The organism is Thermus sp., assembly GCF_039793865.1.
In the GTDB taxonomy this organism is placed as follows: Bacteria; Deinococcota; Deinococci; order Deinococcales; family Thermaceae; genus Thermus.
On record NZ_JBAMMI010000060.1, the window covers coordinates 1 to 16,859 of the forward strand.

Annotated in this window: 23 protein-coding genes and 1 tRNA gene; 21 read left to right on the top strand and 3 right to left on the bottom strand. The window is 69.0% G+C overall.

Annotated elements, in window-relative coordinates:
* The coding region (locus ABJK26_RS05705) for a pyridoxal-phosphate dependent enzyme (RefSeq protein ID WP_347241359.1) at positions 1-170 on the bottom strand (170 nt) is incomplete at its 3' end.
* A gap of 55 nt (positions 171-225) precedes the next feature.
* On the opposite strand from ABJK26_RS05705, the gene secG reads away from it, so the two are divergent.
* The 9 genes from secG (at position 226) to rsfS (ending at position 5,013) form a co-directional block, all read left to right on the top strand.
* Positions 226-453 carry a preprotein translocase subunit SecG gene (gene secG / locus ABJK26_RS05710; RefSeq protein WP_347241311.1) on the top strand — a complete coding sequence of 76 codons (228 nt, stop codon included), beginning with the start codon at positions 226-228 and terminating at the stop codon, positions 451-453.
* Between the two features lie 36 nt (positions 454-489).
* Positions 490-565: transfer RNA gene (locus ABJK26_RS05715), tRNA-Ala, on the top strand.
* A gap of 96 nt (positions 566-661) precedes the next feature.
* Positions 662-967 carry a 50S ribosomal protein L21 gene (gene rplU, locus ABJK26_RS05720; RefSeq protein ID WP_347241312.1) on the top strand — a complete coding sequence of 102 codons (306 nt, stop codon included), beginning with the start codon at positions 662-664 and terminating at the stop codon, positions 965-967.
* 3 nt (positions 968-970) lie between these two features.
* Positions 971-1,228 carry a 50S ribosomal protein L27 gene (gene rpmA, locus ABJK26_RS05725; RefSeq protein ID WP_054638771.1) on the top strand — a complete coding sequence of 86 codons (258 nt, stop codon included), beginning with the start codon at positions 971-973 and terminating at the stop codon, positions 1,226-1,228.
* A gap of 6 nt (positions 1,229-1,234) precedes the next feature.
* Positions 1,235-2,488 (top strand): GTPase ObgE, encoded by a 1,254-nt coding sequence (gene obgE / locus ABJK26_RS05730; protein WP_347241313.1) that lies wholly within the window; start codon positions 1,235-1,237, stop codon positions 2,486-2,488.
* A complete protein-coding gene (nadD, locus tag ABJK26_RS05735; RefSeq protein ID WP_347241314.1) occupies positions 2,489-3,049 on the top strand; it encodes a nicotinate-nucleotide adenylyltransferase in 561 nt (186 codons plus the stop codon).
* Positions 3,024-3,581, top strand: coding sequence for a bis(5'-nucleosyl)-tetraphosphatase (symmetrical) YqeK (gene yqeK / locus ABJK26_RS05740; protein ID WP_347241315.1), 558 nt, complete (start codon positions 3,024-3,026; stop codon positions 3,579-3,581). The genes nadD and yqeK overlap by 26 nt, the downstream gene beginning before the upstream one ends.
* The gene (locus tag ABJK26_RS05745) at positions 3,571-4,665 is read left to right on the top strand and encodes an LCP family protein (RefSeq protein ID WP_347241316.1); all 1,095 of its coding nucleotides are present in this window, start codon (positions 3,571-3,573) and stop codon (positions 4,663-4,665) included. The genes yqeK and ABJK26_RS05745 overlap by 11 nt, the downstream gene beginning before the upstream one ends.
* A gap of 6 nt (positions 4,666-4,671) precedes the next feature.
* A complete protein-coding gene (gene rsfS / locus ABJK26_RS05750) occupies positions 4,672-5,013 on the top strand; it encodes a ribosome silencing factor (RefSeq protein ID WP_347241317.1) in 342 nt (113 codons plus the stop codon).
* A 177-nt stretch (positions 5,014-5,190) separates the two neighbouring features.
* Here the strand turns inward: rsfS and ABJK26_RS05755 are convergent, their stop codons facing one another.
* Positions 5,191-5,472 carry a hypothetical protein gene (locus ABJK26_RS05755; RefSeq protein WP_347241318.1) on the bottom strand — a complete coding sequence of 94 codons (282 nt, stop codon included), beginning with the start codon at positions 5,470-5,472 and terminating at the stop codon, positions 5,191-5,193.
* Between the two features lie 21 nt (positions 5,473-5,493).
* On the opposite strand from ABJK26_RS05755, the gene panC reads away from it, so the two are divergent.
* From panC to fba, 3 genes are read left to right on the top strand one after another with little or no spacing between them, the layout of a single operon-like run.
* Positions 5,494-6,324 carry a pantoate--beta-alanine ligase gene (gene panC, locus ABJK26_RS05760; RefSeq protein ID WP_347241319.1) on the top strand — a complete coding sequence of 277 codons (831 nt, stop codon included), beginning with the start codon at positions 5,494-5,496 and terminating at the stop codon, positions 6,322-6,324.
* Entirely contained in the window at positions 6,321-7,430 is a 1,110-nt protein-coding gene (locus ABJK26_RS05765; RefSeq protein WP_347241320.1) for a type IV pilus twitching motility protein PilT, read from the top strand. The genes panC and ABJK26_RS05765 overlap by 4 nt, the downstream gene beginning before the upstream one ends.
* Positions 7,431-7,478: 48 nt before the next feature.
* Positions 7,479-8,396, top strand: a complete 918-nt coding sequence (fba, locus tag ABJK26_RS05770) for a class II fructose-1,6-bisphosphate aldolase (RefSeq protein WP_347241321.1) — start codon at positions 7,479-7,481, stop codon at positions 8,394-8,396.
* A 98-nt stretch (positions 8,397-8,494) separates the two neighbouring features.
* On the opposite strand, the gene ABJK26_RS05775 is transcribed toward fba, so the two are convergent.
* Positions 8,495-9,013, bottom strand: a complete 519-nt coding sequence (locus ABJK26_RS05775; RefSeq protein ID WP_347241322.1) for a Uma2 family endonuclease — start codon at positions 9,011-9,013, stop codon at positions 8,495-8,497.
* A gap of 22 nt (positions 9,014-9,035) precedes the next feature.
* On the opposite strand from ABJK26_RS05775, the gene ABJK26_RS05780 reads away from it, so the two are divergent.
* The 9 genes from ABJK26_RS05780 to ABJK26_RS05820 all read left to right on the top strand — a co-directional run bounded on the left by ABJK26_RS05780 (position 9,036) and on the right by ABJK26_RS05820 (position 16,843).
* A complete protein-coding gene (locus ABJK26_RS05780; RefSeq protein WP_347241323.1) occupies positions 9,036-10,307 on the top strand; it encodes a thymidine phosphorylase in 1,272 nt (423 codons plus the stop codon).
* 47 nt (positions 10,308-10,354) lie between these two features.
* On the top strand, positions 10,355-11,257 hold the full coding sequence (locus ABJK26_RS05785) for a M23 family metallopeptidase (RefSeq protein ID WP_347241324.1): 903 nt from the start codon (positions 10,355-10,357) through the stop codon (positions 11,255-11,257).
* 10 nt (positions 11,258-11,267) lie between these two features.
* Positions 11,268-11,630, top strand: coding sequence for a polymer-forming cytoskeletal protein (locus tag ABJK26_RS05790; protein ID WP_347241325.1), 363 nt, complete (start codon positions 11,268-11,270; stop codon positions 11,628-11,630).
* Positions 11,630-12,487: an acetyl-CoA carboxylase, carboxyltransferase subunit beta gene (gene accD, locus ABJK26_RS05795; RefSeq protein WP_347241326.1), complete on the top strand. Its 858-nt coding sequence runs from the start codon at positions 11,630-11,632 to the stop codon at positions 12,485-12,487. Before ABJK26_RS05790 ends, accD begins: the two co-directional genes overlap by 1 nt.
* Positions 12,471-13,421, top strand: a complete 951-nt coding sequence (locus tag ABJK26_RS05800; RefSeq protein WP_347241327.1) for an acetyl-CoA carboxylase carboxyltransferase subunit alpha — start codon at positions 12,471-12,473, stop codon at positions 13,419-13,421. Before accD ends, ABJK26_RS05800 begins: the two co-directional genes overlap by 17 nt.
* A gap of 68 nt (positions 13,422-13,489) precedes the next feature.
* Positions 13,490-15,100 (top strand): PEGA domain-containing protein, encoded by a 1,611-nt coding sequence (locus tag ABJK26_RS05805; protein ID WP_347241329.1) that lies wholly within the window; start codon positions 13,490-13,492, stop codon positions 15,098-15,100.
* 168 nt (positions 15,101-15,268) lie between these two features.
* On the top strand, positions 15,269-15,961 hold the full coding sequence (locus tag ABJK26_RS05810; protein ID WP_347241331.1) for an NTP transferase domain-containing protein: 693 nt from the start codon (positions 15,269-15,271) through the stop codon (positions 15,959-15,961).
* Positions 15,962-15,965: 4 nt separating this feature from the next.
* On the top strand, positions 15,966-16,505 hold the full coding sequence (locus tag ABJK26_RS05815) for a hypothetical protein (protein WP_347241332.1): 540 nt from the start codon (positions 15,966-15,968) through the stop codon (positions 16,503-16,505).
* 98 nt (positions 16,506-16,603) lie between these two features.
* Positions 16,604-16,843 (top strand): ferredoxin, encoded by a 240-nt coding sequence (locus tag ABJK26_RS05820; protein ID WP_347241333.1) that lies wholly within the window; start codon positions 16,604-16,606, stop codon positions 16,841-16,843.
* Positions 16,844-16,859 lie beyond the last annotated feature (16 nt).

Here is a 16,859-nt window from a genome sequence, read left to right on the forward strand (position 1 = left end):
TTGGAAAGCGCCCCCCGGGCCTTGAAGCTCCCGGTCTTTTGCAGGTGCTCGGCCTTGAGGAGGAGGCGCTTGCCCAAAAGCTCGTCCAGAAGGCGGGAGGTGAGGAGGGGGGTGCGGTGGGTGTAGGGGGCGATGCGGCGAAAGGCGGCGTGGATCCCGGCCAGGTCCATGCCCCCATCTTGCCAGGTGGACACCCGGGCCTTCCCGCGCTAGAGTGGTAGGGGTATGGACTTCCTCTACACCCTGGTCATCCTCCTCTACCTCGGCGTGGCGGGGCTTTTGGTCTACCTGGTCCTGGTGCAGGAGCCCAAGCAGGGGGCGGGGGACCTCATGGGAGCCTCCGCCGACCTCTTCTCCGCCCGGGGGGTCACGGGGGGGCTTTACCGCCTCACCGTCATCCTGGGGGCGGTCTTCGCCGCCCTGGCCCTCCTCATCGGCCTCTGGCCCCGTTGACAAGAGGCCCTCTCCCCGGTACCATGGGCCTTGCCTGGGGCCGTGGCGCAGTTGGGAGCGCGCCTCAATGGCATTGAGGAGGTCAGGGGTTCGAATCCCCTCGGCTCCACCAGGAAAGCCCCCCGCAAGGGGGGCTTCGGCTTGCAGGAGGGCTAAGGTTTGGGTATAGTGAAAGGCCGGTAGGGCCCAAGGGCCTAAAGGGGAAGCCATGTTCGCGATCGTCAAGACGGGTGGAAAGCAGTACCGGGTGGAGCCCGGCCTGAGGCTGAAGGTGGAGAAGCTTCAGGCCGAGCCGGGGAGCCAGGTGGAGCTTCCCGTCCTCCTCCTGGGGGGCGAGAAGGTGGCGGTGGGAGCGCCCTACGTGGAGGGGGCCAAGGTGGTGGCCGAGGTCCTGGCCCACGGCCGGGGCAAGAAGATCACCGTCTCCAAGTTCAAGGCCAAGGTGCAGTACCGCAGGAAGCGGGGGCACCGCCAGCCCTACACCGAGATCCTCATCAAGGAGATCCAGGGGTGAGCCATGGCGCATAAAAAGGGACTTGGTTCCACGAAAAACGGCCGCGACTCCCAGTCCAAGCGCCTGGGGGTGAAGCGGTTTGGCGGCCAGGTGGTGCGGGCGGGCCACATCCTGGTCCGCCAGCGGGGAACCCGCTTCAAGCCAGGCAAGAACGTGGGCATGGGCCGGGACTTCACCCTCTTCGCCCTGGTGGACGGGGTGGTGGAGTTCCAGGACAAGGGGCGCCTCGGCCGCTACGTCCACGTGCGCCCCTTGAGCTAGGGGGCCTTGGCCTTTCGGGACGTTCTCCACATCACCGTCGCCGCCGGTAGGGGTGGCGACGGCGCCGTCTCCTTCCGCCGCGAGAAGTTCGTGCCCAAGGGGGGGCCGGACGGGGGCGACGGGGGGCGGGGGGGGGACGTCTACCTCAGGGCCCGGGGGAGCGTGGACTCCCTCTCCGGGCTTTCCAAGCGCACCTACAAGGCCGAAGACGGGGAGCACGGCAAGGGAAGCGGCCAGCACGGCCGCGCCGGGGAGGACCTCTTCATTGAGGTGCCTCGAGGCACCCGGGTTTACGACGCCGACACCGGGGAGCTCCTGGCCGACCTCACCGAGGAGGGCCAGACCGTCTTGGTGGCCCGGGGCGGAGAAGGGGGGCGGGGGAACGCCCACTTCGCCACCCCCACCCGCCAGGCCCCCCGCTTCGCCGAGGCGGGGGAGGAGGGGGAGAAGCGGAGGCTCAGGTTGGAGCTGATGCTCATCGCCGACGTGGGCCTGGTGGGCTACCCCAACGCCGGCAAGTCCAGCCTCCTCGCCGCCACCACCCGGGCCCACCCCAAGATCGCCCCGTACCCCTTCACCACCTTAAGCCCCAACCTGGGGGTCGTGGAGGTCTCCGAGGAGGAGCGCTTCACCCTGGCCGACATCCCGGGGATCATCGCGGGGGCGAGCCAGGGCAGGGGCCTGGGCCTCGAGTTCCTGCGCCACATCGCCCGAACCCGGGTCCTCCTCTACGTCCTGGACGCCACGGAGGACCCCCTTTCCGCCCTCCGCACCTTGAGGCGGGAGGTGGGGGCCTACGACCGGGGGCTCCTCCTGCGGCCGAGCCTCGTGGCCCTCAACAAGGTGGACCTCCTTTCCCCGGAGGAGGTGGCGGCCCAGGTGGCGGGGCTTGCCCAGGAGGGGCTTCCCGTGGTCCCGGTGAGCGCCCTCACCGGGGAGGGGCTACCGGGGCTAAAGGAGGCCCTCTGGAACCTGGTGCAGGCCACCCCCGCCCCCGAGCTTCCCAAGCCCGCGCCCCGGACCGAGGTCAGGGCGGGGGTGGAGGTGGTGCCCCTGGAGGAGGGGGTCTACGAGGTGCGGGCCCCCGAGGTGGAGCGCCGCCTAAGGCGCCTCAAGGGGGACCTCCTCGAGGCCGCGGGCTACCTCCAGGAGCTCTTCAAGCGCCACGGGGTGGAGGCCGCCCTCAGGGCCAAGGGGGTGCGGGCGGGGGACGTGGTGCGGGTGGCCGGGCTGGAGTTTGAGTACATCCCGGAGGGATAGGTGCGCCTGGGCCTCTTCGGCGGGAGCTTTGACCCCATCCACCTGGGGCACCTCATCGCCGCCAGCGAGGCGGCGAGCGCCCTCGGCCTGGACCGGGTGCTCTTCGTGGTGGCCGCCCGGCCCCCCCACAAGACCCCCGTGGCCCCCCCGGAGGCCCGCTACGAGATGGTCCTCCTGGCCACGGGGGAGGACGGGCGCTTTTGGGCCTCGAGGCTGGAGCTGGACCGGCCAGGCCCCAGCTACACCGTGGACACCCTGGAGGAGGCCCGGCGGCTTTTCCCGGAGGACGAGCTCTTCTTCATCACCGGGGCGGACGCCTACCGGGACGTCCTCACCTGGAAGGAGGGGCGAAGGCTCCCCGAGCTCGCCACCCTGGTGGCCGTGGCCCGTCCCGGCTACCCCCTAGAGGGGGTGCCCCTGCCGGTGGTGCCCCTTTTGGTTCCCGAGGTGGGCATCTCCAGCACCGAGATCCGCAGGCGCCTCAAGGAGGGCCTGAGCGTCCGCTACTGGGTTCCCCGCCCCGTGGAGGTGTACCTTGAAAAGCACGGCCTCTACCGCTGAGCTTCTGGAGAAGGTCAGGGCCCTGGTGCGTCCCGAGCGCCTGGAGCACATCCTCCGGGTGGCGGCCTTGGCCAAGGAGATCGCCGAGAAAAACGGGCTGGACGGGGAGCGGGCCTACCTTGCGGGCCTCCTCCACGACGCCGCCCGGGACCTCCCCGAGGAAGAGCTAAAGAGGCTGGCTCCCCCGGAGAACGAGGTGGAGCGGGCCCACCCCCTTTCCCTCCACGGCCGGGCGGCCCGCAGGCTGGCCGAGGCCTGGGGGGTGGGGGATGAGGAGGTGCTAGAGGCCATAGAGGGCCACGTCCACGGGGTGGACCCGGAGAACGCCCTGGGCATGGCCCTCTACGTCGCCGACATCTCCGAGCCGGGCAGGGGGGTGAACGGGGAGATCCGGGAGCTCGCCCTTTCCGGGGAGCTTCTTGAGGCCTACCGCCGGGCGGTGGAGAACAAGGTGAACTACCTCGCCGCCAAGGGGATTCCCGTCCACCCCAAGACCCTAGCGGTTTACCGCAGCCTGAAGGATGCGCCCTAGGCTTTTCTTCCTTCTCCTGGCCCTGGCCCTCTTCGCCCTTGGGGGGGTGCTCTCCTGGCCCCGCGCGCCTTCGGAGGAGGTCCGCCCGGTGCGGCTTGGGCCCCTGCCGGAGATGGGGGTGGTGGTGGCCGCCCGGGACATCGAGTACTGCGGCTACCACACCCCTTGCGGTCCCGGAAGCCGCACGGACACCATCTTCTACCTGCGCCTCGAGGGGGGAGAGGTGAAGGGGGTGGCCATCCCCCGGGACCTCTTTAGCCCCCTCGTGAGCGGCAAGATCAACGCCGCCTACGGGCGGGGCGGGCCCGAGCTTTTGAAGCGGGCGGTGGAGGAGGCCACGGGCCTCGTGGCCGAGCGCCACCTCGTCCTCACCCTAAAGAGCGTGGCCCGGGTGGTGGACGCCGTGGGGGGAGTGGAGGTCTACCTGGAAAAGCCCATGCGCTACACCGACCGGGCGGCGAAGCTCTTCATAGACTTTCCCGCGGGGCCCCTTCACCTCTCGGGCGAGGAGGCGGTGAAGTACATGCGCTTCCGCCACGACGCCCTGGGGGACTACGCCCGGCTGGACCGAATTAAGGAGGTGGTCGGGCAGGTCATGAAGAGGGCGCAAGATCCCAGGACCTGGCCTGCCCTCACCCAGGCCCTGCGGGAGGCCTGGGGGGAGCTGGACACCGACCTCACCCTGGAGGAGCTCCTCGTCCACCTTCCGGCGGTGCGGGGGCTCAGGCTTACCTTGGCCACCCTTCCCACCCGGGAGGGCCCCGGCACCTTCCTCTATGTGGACGAGGAGGCGAAGGGGCGCTTCCTCTCCGCCTTCTTCGGTGGGGCTCCTTCCTCTTCGCCTCCCCGGGTGGCCGTGCGCCTTAGGGGGGAGCCTGAGCTTCTGGCCTGGGCCCGGCTTTTCCTGGCCCAGGAGGGAATAGGGGCCGAGGAGGAAGCTGCCCATGTGGTCAAGAGCGCCGTCTACGCCCAAGACCCCGAGGCCGGGGCCTACTTCGCCGACCTCTTCCACCTGCCCCTCCTCGCTCCCCACCGGCCCCTGGAGGGCGTGGTGGTGGAGCTTGGGCGGGACCTGCTACAATGAGCTCGGATGGTGAAGACCAAGGAGGCCCTGGACTTGGTGGGACGCATCAAGGACCTGCTCCTGGAAAAGAAGGCGGAAGGCGTGGTGGCCCTGGATCTCCGCAGGGTTTCCGAAACCCTGGACTACTTCGTCCTGGCCAGCGCCACCAGCACCCCTCACCTGCAGGCCCTGGAGCGGCACCTGCAGGAGAAGCTGGAGGAGGAGGGCCTCCGCCCCCGGCCCACCGAGGGGCAGAGCCCCCGCTGGGTGGTCCTGGACTACGGGGAGGTGGTGGTCCACCTCATGACCCCCGAGGCCCGGGCCTACTACGACCTCGAGGGCTTCTGGGCCGACGCCGACAGGGTCTAAACCAGGGTTTTTGCCGCGGTGGGGGCCCTAAAAGGGCTTTCCCACAGCCCAAGCTCGGGCATCCCGTGTTGCAGCGGGTGCTTAGGTACCCCGCTCTGGGAGAAGCCAGAGCGGAAGCCCCCAAAAGCCCCTCCCTAGCCCAAGCCAGGGCACCCCAACCAAGGCGCGGGCGCTCAGCTACTTCAGCCTAGGAGGGGCCAAGGGCCCCATGATGAAGCGCTGGAAAGCCAGGTAAAACCCCAGGTAGACCAAAAGCTGGAACCAGAAGCTCGCCGCGATCCCAAGCCCCAGGGCGCCGAGGAGGAGGATGAGGGCCACCGCCCCCATCATCACCAAGGCGGTGCGCAGAAAGACCCCGGGGAAGTACCGGAGGGCCTCGCGGAAGGTCTTGGGCCGCCGGGCCTCCCACTCCTTCAGGGCCTTCTTCTTGAGCTTTTCCTCGCGCTTCTTCTTCCCCACGGAGAAAGTATACTGGAGCCCGTGAAGGTGGTCCGCACCGTGGCCGAGCTAAGGGAGGCCCTGCCCAAGGAAGGGGTGGGCTTCGTCCCCACCATGGGCTACCTCCACCGCGGGCACCTCGCCCTGGTGGAACGGGCCCGGCGGGAGAACCCCTTCGTGGCGGTTTCCATTTTCGTGAATCCCCTGCAGTTCGGTCCCGGGGAGGACTACCACCGCTACCCCCGGGACTTGGAGCGGGACCAGGCCCTCTTGGAGGAAGCTGGCGTGGACCTTCTCTTCGCTCCCGGGGTGGAGGAGATGTACCCCAAAGGCTTCGCCACCCGGGTCCAGGTGGAGGGCCCCCTCACCGCCCTTTGGGAAGGGGAGGTGCGCCCCGGCCACTTCCAGGGGGTGGCCACGGTGGTGGCCAGGCTCTTCCTTCTGGTAGGCCCCCAAAGGGCCTATTTTGGGGAGAAGGACTACCAGCAGCTTTTGGTCATTCGGAAGATGGTCCAGGACCTGGGCTTCCCCGTGGAGGTGGTGGGCGTGCCCACGGTGCGGGAGGAGGACGGCCTGGCCCTTTCCAGCCGCAACGTCTACCTCTCCCCCGGGACCCGCAGGAAGGCTTCGGTGCTCTACCAGGCCCTTTCCGCCATGCGGGAGGTGGCGGGAAGGGGGGAAAGCGTGGCCGAGGCCCTTAGGGCGGGGGAGGGGGTCCTTCGGGAGGTGCCCGAGTTCCGCACGGACTACCTGGCCATCGTCCACCCGGAGACCCTCCTGCCCCTCGCCGACTGGGTCGTGGGGGCCAGGGGGATCGTGGCCGGGCGGTTTCCCGAGGCGCGGCTTATAGATAACCTGGAGGTCTACCCGTGAGCGAGGCCCAACCCCAGGAAGGTAGGCAAAGCCTTGTGGAGATGTTCAAGGCCATGGTCCAGGCCCGGGCCTCGGACATCCACCTGCAGGCGGGGGCCCCGCCCGTGGTGCGGGTGGACGGGAAGCTTAGGCCCTTCGGCAACCGCCCCCTCACCCCCAAGGACACCGAGGCCATCGCCCGGGCCCTCCTTACCCCGGAGCAGTGGGAGGAGATGGAGTACCGCAAGGAGATGGACTTCGCCTACACCATCCCCGGGGTGGCCCGCTTCCGTTGCAACCTCCTGAGGCAGCGGGGAAGCTTCGGCCTGGTGATGCGGGTGGTCTCCGAGGTCATCCCGAGCTTTGAAGCCCTGGGCCTTCCCCGGGAGGTGATGGAAGGCCTCGCCGCCAAGGAGCGGGGCCTCATCCTGGTCACGGGGCCCACGGGGAGCGGCAAGAGCACCACCCTGGCGGCCCTCATTGACCACATCAACCTCCACTACGCCAAGAACATCATCACCATTGAGGACCCCATAGAGTTTCTCCACAAGCACAAGAAGAGCCTGGTGGTACAGCGGGAGGTGGGGCTGGACACGGAAAGCTTCTACTCCGGGGTCAAGTACGCCATGCGCCAGGACCCCGACGTGATTCTCATCGGGGAGATGCGGGACAAGGAGACGGTGGAGGCCGCCCTCATGGCCGCCCAGACCGGCCACCTGGTCCTCTCCACCCTGCACACCCTGGACGCTTGGCGCACCATCAACCGCGTCATCGAGTTCTTCCCCCTGCACGAGCACCAGCAGGTGCGTATCCTCCTCGCCGAGTCCCTCCTCGGCATCCTCTCCCAGAGGCTCCTCCCCCGGGCGGACGGCCAGGGGCGGGTCCTGGCCCTGGAGGTCCTCATCGCCACCCCCTACGTCCGGGAGCTCATCAAGGACGAGGACAAGACCCCCCAGATCAAGGAGGCCATGATGGAGGGCTCCATCCACGGGATGCGCACCTTTGACCAGCACCTGGTGGAGCTCTACCGGGAGGGCCTCATCTCCCTCGAGGACGCCCTCTCCGCCGCCACCAGCCCCCACGAGTTCCGGCTCCTCCTCACCAAGGCCACGGGGCAGGCCTACTGAGCCCCTTTCCACGCTTCCATGCCGGTATAATCGGGGCCGGAGGCGCTTATGCTGGCGACGGGTCTGGAAATCCTGAAAAGGGCGCGGGCGGAAGGGTACGGGGTAGGGGCCTTCAACACCAACAACATGGAGTTCACCCAGGCCATCCTCGAGGCCGCCGAGGAGGCGAAAAGCCCCGTGATCCTGGCGCTATCCGAGGGGGCGATGAAGTACGGGGGCAAAGCCCTCACCTGCATGGTGGTGGAGCTGGCCAAGGAGGCCCGGGTGCCCGTGGCCGTGCACCTGGACCACGGCTCCAGCTACGAGAGCGTCCTGAGGGCCCTGAGGGCGGGCTTCACCAGCGTGATGATCGATAAGTCCCACGAGGACTTTGAGACCAACGTCCGGGAGACCAAGCGGGTGGTGGAGGCGGCCCACGCCGTGGGGGTCACGGTGGAGGCGGAGCTCGGGCGGCTTGCGGGCATTGAGGAGCACGTGGCCGTGGACGAGAAGGACGCCCTCCTCACCAACCCCGAGGAGGCCCGGGTCTTCATGGAGCGCACCGGGGCCGACTACCTGGCGGTGGCCATCGGCACGAGCCACGGGGCCTACAAGGGAAAGGGGAGGCCCTTCATTGACCACCCCCGCCTGGAGAGGATCGCCGCCCTGGTTCCCGCCCCCCTCGTCCTCCACGGGGCGAGCGCCGTGCCCCCGGAGCTCGTGGAGCGCTTCCGGGCCGCGGGGGGCGAGATCGGGGAGGCCGCGGGCATCCACCCCGAGGACATCAGGAAGGCCATCTCCTTGGGCATCGCCAAGATCAACACCGACACCGACCTCCGCCTCGCCTTCACCGCCTTGGTGCGGGAGACCCTGGGGAAAAACCCCAAGGAGTTTGACCCGAGGAAGTACCTGGGCCCCGCCCGGGAGGCGGTGAAGGAGGTGGTGAAAAGCCGCATGGAGCTTTTCGGCTCCGTGGGGAAAGCTTAAGTACCCCACCGCGGCGAAAGCCGCGGCGGGGGCCCCAGAAGGACTTCCCCCTAGCCCCGGTTCGGTCATCCCATGCTGCGAAACCAAGGCGCGGGCGCTTAGCTCCAGGGGATCCGTACCCCAGGGAAGGCCAGGGGCTCGGCTTCCTCCCCGGGGAGGAGGATGCGGTGCTCCGTGTACACCCCGGCCTTGGGCGTCCGGTAGACGTGGAGGCGGTTTGCCTTGAGGTCCAGGAGCCACACCTCGGGGATGCCCGCCTCGGCGTAGAAGGGAAGCTTTAGGCCTGGGTCGTGGTCCAGGCTGGTTTCCGCCACCTCTATGAGGAGGAGGATGTCCTCGGGGCTAGGGAGGGTTTCGCCATAGTCCTTGGGGCGGAGGAGGGCGAGGTCGGGCTGGGGCTCGGAGTGGGGGGGTAGGCGGATGGGGTTCTGGGGCCAGACCACAGCCCGGTCCCCCAGGGCCTCCGTGAAAAGCCGGGTTAGACGGGCCACGTTCCAGGCATGCTTGGGGCCGATGGGGCTCATCCGGTAGACCTCCCCCTTTAGAAGCTCCACGTTCCGTACCCCTTGGAAGAGCCGTTCGTACTCTTCCAGCCCGAACCGGTACCGGGTGGCCACGCCCTTAGCGTAGCATGGGCCCATGAACCCCGTGGCCTTCATCCGGGAGAAGCGGGACGGCCTTAAGCACCGGCGGGAGGACCTCGAGGCCTTCCTCCTCGGCTACCTCCGGGACGAGGTGGCGGACTACCAGGTTTCCGCCTGGCTCATGGCGGCCTTCCTTCGGGGCCTTGACCGGGAGGAGACCCTCTGGCTCACCGAGACCATGGCCCGCTCGGGGAAGGTGCTGGACCTCTTTGGCCTTCCCCACCCCGTGGACAAGCACTCTTCAGGAGGCGTGGGGGACAAGGTGAGCCTGGTGGTGGGGCCCGTGCTGGCCGCCAGCGGGTGCACCTTCGCCAAGATGTCGGGCCGGGGCCTCGCCCACACCGGGGGGACCATAGACAAGCTGGAATCCGTCCCGGGCTGGCGGGGGGAGATGACCGAGGCGGAGTTCCTGGAAAGGGCCCGGAAGGTGGGCCTGGTCATCGCCGCCCAAAGCCCGGACCTCGCCCCCCTGGACGGGAGGCTTTACGCCCTCCGCGACGTCACCGCCACGGTGGAGAGCATCCCCCTCATCGCGAGCTCCATCATGAGCAAAAAGCTCGCCGCCGGGGCGAGGAGCATCGTCTTGGACGTGAAGGTGGGCAAGGGGGCCTTCATGAAGACCCTGGAGGAGGCGAGGCTTCTCGCCAAGACCATGGTGGAGATCGGCGAGGGGGCAAGAAGGCGGGTCAGGGCCCTCCTCACCTCCATGGAGGCCCCCCTGGGGCAAGCGGTGGGGAACGCCATAGAGGTGCGGGAGGCCATAGAAACCCTGAAGGGAAGGGGCCCCGAGGACCTCGTGGCCGTGGCCCTGGCCCTGGCGGAGGAGGCCTTAAAGCTCGAGGGCCTGGACCCCGCCCTGGCCCGCAAGGCCCTGGAGGGCGGGGCCGCCTTGGAGAAGTTCCGGGCCTTCCTCGAGGCCCAGGGGGGGGACCCCCGGGTGGTGGAGGACCCTTCCCTCCTTCCCCTCGCCGAGGAGCTTCCCCTCCTCGCCGAAGGGGAGGGCGTGGTGCGGGAGGTGGACGCCTACCGGGTGGGCCTCGCCGTTTTGGCCCTGGGAGGCGGGAGGCGGAAGAAGGGAGAGCCCATTGACCACGGCGTGGGGGTGTGGCTCCTCAAGAAGCCCGGGGACCGGGTGGCAAGGGGGGAGGCCCTGGCCCTGGTCTACCACCGGAGCCGGGGCCTGGAGGAGGCCCTGGCCCACCTCAAGGCCGCCTACGCCTTGGGGGAGGAAGCCCGGCCTATGCCCTTGATCCTGGATTTGGTCTAAGAGTTTTAGGGTTGGCCCCCGGCTTCCCGGGTGGTATACTCTCTGCGATGAAAAGGAAGCGGCTCGCCCGGTACACCCTCCTCCTGGCCAAAAGCGGCGGGGGGAGCCGGGCCCTCACCTTTCCCGGATGGGCCCTCGGCCTCTTCCTGGCCTTCCTCGCCCTCTGGACGGGGGTGAACTTCTACCTCTGGCACCGGGCCAAGGAGGCGTGGGCCCTGGAGGCCAAGCTTTTTGCCCTCTCGCAGGAGGCACGGCGGCTTTCCCTGGCCCTGGAGGCGGAGCGGGCCAAGAACGGGGCTCTCTCCCAGGAGGCGGAGCGCACCAAAAAGGAGCTGGAAGCCCTGAAGAAGAAGATAGACGAGCTCCGCCGCCGGGCTGGGCTTTCCCCCATCAACGCCACCCCCGTCCGCTACCGGGAAGGGGCTCGAGGGGGCGGGGCCATGGCAGCTTGGACCGAGGTGGAGGCCACCCTTCTGGACCTGAAGAACCAGCTGGCCGAGGTGGCCCCCGCCCTGGAGCGCGCCTTGGAGATAGAGGAGAGCCTTCCCCGGGGGCTTCCCCTCCGGGGGCATGGGGGGGTGACCTCCTTCTTCGGCATGCGCCAAAACCCCTTCGGGCCCGGTTGGGAGTTCCACGACGGCCTGGACTTTTCCGCTCCCTACGGGGCCCCGGTCTACGCCACGGGAGCCGGGGTGGTGGTCCGGGTGGGGTGGATGGGGGCTTACGGCCTGGCGGTGCTTCTGGACCACGCCCAGGGCTACCAGACCCTCTACGGCCACCTTTCCCGCGCCGCCGTGCGCCCCGGCCAGAGGGTAAAGCGGGGCCAGGTCCTGGGCTACGTGGGCTCCACCGGACGCTCCACCGGGCCCCATCTCCACTACGGCGTCTATCGCTACGGGACGCCGATGAACCCCGTGGCCTACTTGGACCCCACCTGGTACACCCGGTAGAATGGGGCGGATGCTGGGAAGAAAGGAGCGTACCCTCACTTACCTGGGTCCCGATACCGAGGTCCTGGGAGACTTCAAGGCCAAGGGCCATGTGCGCATAGACGGCAGGGTGCAGGGTTTGGTCCTGGTGGAGGGGGAGCTGGAGGTAGGCCCCACGGGGAGGGTAGAGGGGGAGCGGGTGGAGGCCAAGGCGGTTCACATCCACGGCGAGGTCAAGGCGGACCTGGTGGCGGAAAAGGTTTCCCTTTCCAAGACCGCCCGCTTCACCGGGACCCTCCGGGCCCAGACCCTGGACGTGGAGGCGGGGGCGGTCTTCGTGGGCCAGAGCGTGGTCGGGGAGCAGCGGGTCCTCGAGGCCCCCAAGGAGGGGTGATGGCCCTGGAGAGGCTCTTCCGCAGGAAGCGGCCCAGCGGGGGAGGCCGGGACGTCCCCGAGCTTTGGACCAGGTGCGAGGCCTGCGGGGTCCAGCTTTATAAGAAGGAGTTCCAGGAAAACCTCTACGTCTGCCCCAAGTGCGGCCACCACCACCGCATGCCCGCCCGGGAGAGGGTGGAGATGCTGGCCGACCCCGGGACCTTCCAGGAGATCACGAGGCTTCGGCCCCTGGACCCCTTGGGCTTCGTGGACACCAAGCCCTACGCGGAAAGGCTCAAGGCCTACCAGGAGGAGACGCATAGGCCCGACGCCATCCTGGGGGGCACCTGCCGGATCGGGGGGGTGCCCGCGGTCCTCATGGTCATGGACTACGCCTTCGCCGGGGGCTCCATGGGGAGCGTGGTGGGGGAGGAGATCGCCCGCGGGGCGGAAAGGGCGGCGGAGGAGGGGAGGGCCCTGGTTATCGTGGCCGCCTCGGGGGGGGCAAGGATGCAGGAGGCCGCCCTCTCCCTCATGCAGATGGCCAAGACGGTGATGAGCCTGGACCTTCTCTTCGCCAAGCGCCTCCCCTACGTCTCCGTCCTCACCGACCCCACCACGGGAGGGGTGACGGCGAGCTTCGCCGCCCTGGCCGACGTGATCTTCGCCGAACCCGGGGCCCTCATCGGCTTCGCCGGGCCCCGGGTCATCCGCCAGACCATCCGGCAGGAGCTCCCCGAGGGTTTCCAGCGCTCGGAGTTCCTCTTGAAGCACGGCATGGTGGACCGGGTCACCGACCGCCGGAAGCTCAGGGACGAGCTGGTTAGGGTGCTCCGCCACCTGCACCCCGGAGTGGCCTATGCCCCTGGAGTTTGAAAAGCCCATCCTGGAGCTGGAAAAGCGCATCCAAGAGCTCAAGGAGACGGCCAAGGCCACGGGGGTGGACCTCGAGGCCGAGATCCGCCTCCTGGAGGAGCGCCTGGCCCGGCTCAAGAGGGAGACCTACGGGAACCTCACCCCCTGGCAGCGGGTCCAGCTCGCCCGCGCCCCCGGGAGGCCCACCACCTTGGACGTCCTGGAGAAGGCCTTCCAGGACTTCATAGAGCTCCACGGGGACCGGGCCTTCGCCGACGACCCCGCCATCGTGGGGGGGCTCGCCTACCTCGAGGGGGAGAAGGTTGTGGTGGTGGGGCACCAGAAGGGCCGGGACACCAAGGAGAACCTCCAGCGCAACTTCGGCATGCCCCACCCCGAGGGGTACCGCAAGGCCATGCGCCTCATGGACCTGGCGGACCGCTTCGGCTACCCCTTCCTCACCTTCGTGGACACCCCCGGGGCCTACCCCGGGGTCTCCGCCGAGGAAAGGGGGCAGGCCTGGGTCATCGCCCAGAGCATCCAGCGGATGAGCCGCCTCCGGGTCCCCGCCGTGACGGTGATCCTGGGGGAGGGGGGGAGCGGGGGGGCCTTGGCCATCGCCGTGGCCAACCGGGTCCTCATCCTGGAGAACGCCTGGTACTCGGTCATCAGCCCCGAGTCCTGCGCCGCCATCCTCTGGCGGGACGCCAAGGAGGCCCCGAAGGCCGCCGAGGCCCTAAAGCTCACCGCCGAGGACCTCCTTAGGCTCAAGGTGGTGGACGCCATCGTCCCCGAGCCCGAGGGCGGGGCCCACAAGGACCCGGAAGGGGCCATAAGGAACATCAAGGAGGCCCTTCTAAGGACCCTGGAGGAGCTCAAAGGGCTTTCCCCGGAAGCCCTTTACCAGAACCGCTACCGCCGCTTCCGCGCCCTTGGCGCCTACGCCGAGCCTTAAGGGGTCTTGGCCTTTTTTCCTCAGGATTTTCACACCTTGGGCTTAGCCTGAAGGCGGAGGTGAGAGCGATGCGGAAACTCCTCGCGGCGGTTTTGGGACTGGGCCTCACCTTGGCCCAACAGATAACCCCTCAGGGCATCCTCATCAACCCGGTGCCCACGGACCTCCAGGTCCGGGTGTGGGTGGACAAGGACCCGGCCAAGCGGGGGAGCGCCGTCTATCAGGTGGGCGAGCCCATCTACATCTACGTGAACGTCAACCGGGACGCCTACGTCTACCTCTTCAACGTCAACGCCGACGGCAAGATAGACCCCATCCTCCCCAACGCCTACGAGCGGGACAACTTCCTCCGGGCGGGCGAGACCCGGCGCTTCCCCCCAGAAGGGGCCCGCTACCGCTACACCATCACCGGCCCCGAGGGGGAGGACAAGATCCTGGCGGTGGCCAGCCGCCGCCCCCTCTCCTTGGGGGAGATCCTGGACGTGGAGGCGAACCGGGTAAAGGTCCAGGGGGCGGAGGGCCTGGCCCGGGCGCTTTCCATCGTGATAGAGCCCCTGCCGGATAAGGACTGGGTCACGGACGTGGCCCGGTACTTCGTGGGCCGCATGGCGCCCCCTCCTCCGGCTACGGCCACCTTAAGCGTGGACTCTAATCCCCAAGGGGCCGAGGTCTACCTGGACGGGCGCCTCCAGGGCCGCACCCCCCTCAGCCTCTCCGTGAACCCGGGGCGGCACGAGGTGGAGCTCAGGCTTTCCGGCTACCAGCCCTACCGGGTCACGGTGAACCCCAAGCCGGGGGAGCAGGTGCGGATCTCCGCCCAGCTTTCCCCCGAGCCCCGGCAGGGAAGCCTGAGCGTGGACTCCACCCCATCCGGGGCCGAGGTGTACGTGGAGGGGGCCTTGCGGGGCCGCACGCCCTTGAACCTTGCCCTCCCCGAGGGCCGCTACCAGGTGGAGCTCAGGCTTTCCGGCTACCAGCCCTACCAGGCCGTGGTCCAGGTGCGCCGGGGCGAGACCGCAAGGCTTGAGGTCCGCCTGGTGCCCCTGCCCCGCACGGGCACCCTTTACCTGGAGACCAGCCCTCAAGGGGCCGAGGTCTACCTGGACGGGCGCCTCCAGGGCCGCACCCCCTTGCGCCTCAGCCCGGACGAGGGCAGCTACCGGGTGGAGCTCCGCCTCCCGGGGTACGAGCCCTACGCGGCCTCGGTCCGGGTGGAGGGGGGGCGGGAGACCCGGCTTTCCGCCAACTTGAGGCCTCTCCGCACCGGGGAGCTCCTCCTGGAGGCCAGGCCCGAGGGCGCGGAGGTCTACGTGGACGGCCGCCTGGTGGGGCGGGCTCCCCTTAGGGTGAGCCTCGAGGCCGGCTTCCACCAGGTGCGGGTGGTGGCCCCGGGCTACGCCGAGTACCGCTCCCAGGTGGAGGTGCGCCCCGGGGAGAGCGTGCGCCTTTACGTGGAGCTCACCCCGGTGCGGGCGGTTTTGGAGCTCTACCTCAACGTGGAGGCCCGGGTCTTCCTGGACGGGGAGGAGGTGGGGGTGGCCAAGGGGGGCTACCTCCGTCTCGAGGCCCCCTTGGGCGAGCACGAGCTCACCCTGGTGGCCAAGGGCTACCGCACCCTAGTGCAAACGGTGCGGCTGAGCGGCAACCAGGTCCTCCGCCTCACCCTGAGCCCCCTTTAATACCACCCCAGGCTGGCTTGCGCCAGCCTGGGGGCCCCGGGAAAGAAGGCTCACAGGGGCCTTATCGCCTTGGCTTAGGCGAAGGGTTCACGCCAAAAGGGTATAAGGGGCGCTTCGGACCCGGCCCAGGCCCAAAGGGCCGGGGGCTTTTTTGGGTAGCATGGGGGGGTGGAGGCCATCGTCTTGGGAGGGGGCCGGGAGGCCTGGGCGGGCAAGTACGGGGTCAGGAGCAAGGCCCTGGTGCCCTACCGGGGAAGGCCCATGGCGGAGTGGGTCCTGGAGGCCCTGGCGGGGGCGGGCCTTTCGGCCATCTACGTGGGGGAAAACCCGGGGCTTTCCCCCCCTCCGAGGCTCACCCTTCCCGACCAGGGGAGCCTCCTCGCCAACCTCGAGGCCGCCCTGGCCCAGGTGGAGGGGAGGGTCTTGGTGGCCACCGCCGACCTCCCCCACCTGACCCCCGAGGCGGTGAGCTTCGTCCTGGAGCGGGCCCCGGAGGCGGCCCTGGTCTACCCCATCGTGCCCAAGGAGCGGGTGGAGGCCCGCTTTCCCGGGAACCGCCGCACCTACGCCCGCCTGAGGGAGGGCACCTTCACCGGGGGCAACCTCCTCCTTCTGGACAAGCCCCTCTTCTTCCGGGCCCTGCCCCTGGCCAAGGAGGTGGTGGCCCTCCGGAAAAGGCCCCTGGCCCTGGCCCGGCGCATCGGCTGGGACATCCTCCTGAAGCTCCTTCTGGGAAGGCTTTCCCTTGGGGAGTTGGAGGCTCGGGCCAGGCGCCTTTTGGGGGTGGAGGCCAGGGCCCTCATTACCCCCTACCCCGAGGTGGGGGTGGACGTGGACCGGGAGGAAGACCTGGTAAGCTAAGCCCATGCGCACGGTGAAGGAGCTTCGCCTGGCCGGGCTTTTTGCCTACCTGGCGGCCCTGGTTCTGGGGCTTCTTTCCTCCCTCCTCGTCCACTACCTCCTGGGGGGCGAGGGGCGGCTTGGGTGGCGGGGGTTCAACCTCTTTGGCCTCCTGGAAGGGCTTGCCTTCCTCCTCACCTTCTCCTTTGCCCTGGCCGTGGCGGGCCGGGCGGTGCGGGTGCCCTGCCTCACCCTTCTCACCGCTGGGCTTCTAGGCCCCACCCCGGCCTGGCGCCTGGCCCGGCCCCTCCCCCGGGCGGAGGCCCTGGAGGCCTACGAGGGCCGCGGGGTGGCCCTCTTGGAGCAGGCGGGAAGACCGGTGGGGGTTCTGGGCCTCGCCGACCACATCCTCCCCTTGGAGGAGGTGCCCAGCGTGGAGGCGGAGGTGGCGATGAGCGAGCTTTACCCCCTCTTCCTCCGCCAGCCCCTGGTCCTGGTGACCCGGGGGGAGGAGGTGCTGGGGGCCATCCCCCGCGAGGCCTTCTTCCGGCACCTGGGGGTATGACCGCGGGGGTGCCGGGGATCCGCCCAAGAAGGGGGTGGGCCTTGACAGGAGGACGGGTGCCCTAAAATAGGGAGGAGCGGTAGCTCGGGAGGTGAAGGATGCCGCACGTGATCTGTGAGCCCTGCATCGGCGTGAAGGACCAGTCCTGCGTGGAAGTCTGCCCGGTGGAGTGCATCTACGACGGGGGGGACCAGTTCTACATCCACCCCGAGGAGTGCATTGACTGCGGGGCCTGCGTGCCCGCCTGCCCGGTGAACGCCATCTTCCCCGAGGAGGACGTGCCCGAGCAGTGGAAGTTCTACATTGAGAAAAACCGCAAGCTGGCGGGCCTAGGGTAGTTCCTTCCCAGGGCTC

What these genes read in the sequence shown, in the direction of transcription:
- accD (WP_347241326.1), top strand. Translation starts at nt 11,630, where the DNA reads ATGGCCCTGGAGAGGCTCTTCCGCAGGAAGCGGCCCAGCGGGGGAGGC.
- rpmA (WP_054638771.1), top strand. Translation starts at nt 971, where the DNA reads ATGGCGCATAAAAAGGGACTTGGTTCCACGAAAAACGGCCGCGACTCC.
- ABJK26_RS05745 (WP_347241316.1), top strand. Translation starts at nt 3,571, where the DNA reads ATGCGCCCTAGGCTTTTCTTCCTTCTCCTGGCCCTGGCCCTCTTCGCC.
- ABJK26_RS05820 (WP_347241333.1), top strand. Translation starts at nt 16,604, where the DNA reads ATGCCGCACGTGATCTGTGAGCCCTGCATCGGCGTGAAGGACCAGTCC.
- rplU (WP_347241312.1), top strand. Translation starts at nt 662, where the DNA reads ATGTTCGCGATCGTCAAGACGGGTGGAAAGCAGTACCGGGTGGAGCCC.
- secG (WP_347241311.1), top strand. Translation starts at nt 226, where the DNA reads ATGGACTTCCTCTACACCCTGGTCATCCTCCTCTACCTCGGCGTGGCG.
- ABJK26_RS05785 (WP_347241324.1), top strand. Translation starts at nt 10,355, where the DNA reads ATGAAAAGGAAGCGGCTCGCCCGGTACACCCTCCTCCTGGCCAAAAGC.
- fba (WP_347241321.1), top strand. Translation starts at nt 7,479, where the DNA reads ATGCTGGCGACGGGTCTGGAAATCCTGAAAAGGGCGCGGGCGGAAGGG.
- ABJK26_RS05805 (WP_347241329.1), top strand. Translation starts at nt 13,490, where the DNA reads ATGCGGAAACTCCTCGCGGCGGTTTTGGGACTGGGCCTCACCTTGGCC.
- rsfS (WP_347241317.1), top strand. Translation starts at nt 4,672, where the DNA reads ATGGTGAAGACCAAGGAGGCCCTGGACTTGGTGGGACGCATCAAGGAC.
- ABJK26_RS05780 (WP_347241323.1), top strand. Translation starts at nt 9,036, where the DNA reads ATGAACCCCGTGGCCTTCATCCGGGAGAAGCGGGACGGCCTTAAGCAC.
- ABJK26_RS05790 (WP_347241325.1), top strand. Translation starts at nt 11,268, where the DNA reads ATGCTGGGAAGAAAGGAGCGTACCCTCACTTACCTGGGTCCCGATACC.
- ABJK26_RS05800 (WP_347241327.1), top strand. Translation starts at nt 12,471, where the DNA reads ATGCCCCTGGAGTTTGAAAAGCCCATCCTGGAGCTGGAAAAGCGCATC.
- ABJK26_RS05815 (WP_347241332.1), top strand. Translation starts at nt 15,966, where the DNA reads ATGCGCACGGTGAAGGAGCTTCGCCTGGCCGGGCTTTTTGCCTACCTG.